Here is a 1,610-nt window from a genome sequence, read left to right as displayed (position 1 = left end):
CCACACCCAGCTCAGAGTGCAAGACTCATCACCAGACGTGGCCCCCCTTCTCCCGAAGTTACGGGGGCATTTTGCCGAGTTCCTTAACCATAGTTCACCCGAACGCCTCGGTATTCTCTACCTGACCACCTGAGTCGGTTTAGGGTACGGGCCGCCATGAAACTCGCTAGAGGCTTTTCTCGACAGCATAGGATCATCCACTTCACCACAATCGGCTCGGCATCAGGTCTCACCCTCAATGAGAGACGGATTTGCCTATCTCTCGGGCTACACCCTTACCCCGGGACAACCACCGCCCGGGCTGGACTACCTTCCTGCGTCACCCCATCGCTTACCTACTACCACCTTGGGTCAGCGGCTCCACCACTCCGACCTCGTCCGAAGACTCAGCCGGCGGCTTCACGGCCTTAGCATTAATGGGCTCGATATTGGGCGTTTCAAAGCGGGTACCGGAATATCAACCGGTTGTCCATCGACTACGCCTGTCGGCCTCGCCTTAGGTCCCGACTTACCCTGGGCAGATCAGCTTGACCCAGGAACCCTTAGTCAATCGGCGCACACGTTTCCCACGTGTGTATCGCTACTCATGCCTGCATTCTCACTCGTGAACCGTCCACAACTCGCTTCCGCGGCTGCTTCACCCGGCACACGACGCTCCCCTACCCATCACAGCACCCGTTGGGGCTATCTGCTGCAATGACACGACTTCGGCGGTACGCTTGAGCCCCGCTACATTGTCGGCGCGGAATCACTTGACCAGTGAGCTATTACGCACTCTTTCAAGGGTGGCTGCTTCTAAGCCAACCTCCTGGTTGTCTCTGCGACTCCACATCCTTTCCCACTTAGCGTACGCTTAGGGGCCTTAGTCGATGCTCTGGGCTGTTTCCCTCTCGACCATGGAGCTTATCCCCCACAGTCTCACTGCCGCGCTCTCACTTACCGGCATTCGGAGTTTGGCTAAGGTCAGTAACCCGGTAGGGCCCATCGCCTATCCAGTGCTCTACCTCCGGCAAGAAACACACGACGCTGCACCTAAATGCATTTCGGGGAGAACCAGCTATCACGGAGTTTGATTGGCCTTTCACCCCTAACCACAGGTCATCCCCCAGGTTTTCAACCCTGGTGGGTTCGGTCCTCCACGAAGTCTTACCTCCGCTTCAACCTGCCCATGGCTAGATCACTCCGCTTCGGGTCTAGAGCGTGCAACTCAAACGCCCTGTTCGGACTCGCTTTCGCTACGGCTTCCCCACACGGGTTAACCTCGCTACACACCGCTAACTCGCAGGCTCATTCTTCAAAAGGCACGCAGTCACGAGACGCGCAAAGCACGTCCGACGCTCCCACGGCTTGTAGGCACACGGTTTCAGGTACTATTTCACTCCGCTCCCGCGGTACTTTTCACCATTCCCTCACGGTACTATCCGCTATCGGTCACCAGGGAATATTTAGGCTTAGCGGGTGGTCCCGCCAGATTCACACGGGATTTCTCGGGCCCCGTGCTACTTGGGAATAACTCAAACGAGCCGCTGATGTTTCAGCTACGGGGGTCTTACCCTCTACGCCGGGCCTTTCGCATGCCCTTCGCCTACATCAACGGTTTCTGACTCGTC

Annotated in this window: 1 rRNA gene; it reads right to left on the bottom strand. The window is 57.3% G+C overall.

The features are described 5' to 3' along the window. Window positions 1-1,610: ribosomal RNA gene (locus BLT82_RS36150) — 23S ribosomal RNA — on the bottom strand; the annotation flags it as partial.

The organism is Streptomyces wuyuanensis (assembly GCF_900103455.1).
Taxonomy (GTDB): Bacteria; Actinomycetota; Actinomycetes; order Streptomycetales; family Streptomycetaceae; genus Streptomyces; species Streptomyces wuyuanensis.
The sequence above is the reverse complement of the archived record's forward strand: the minus strand, read 5'-3'. Positions and strand labels throughout refer to the sequence as shown.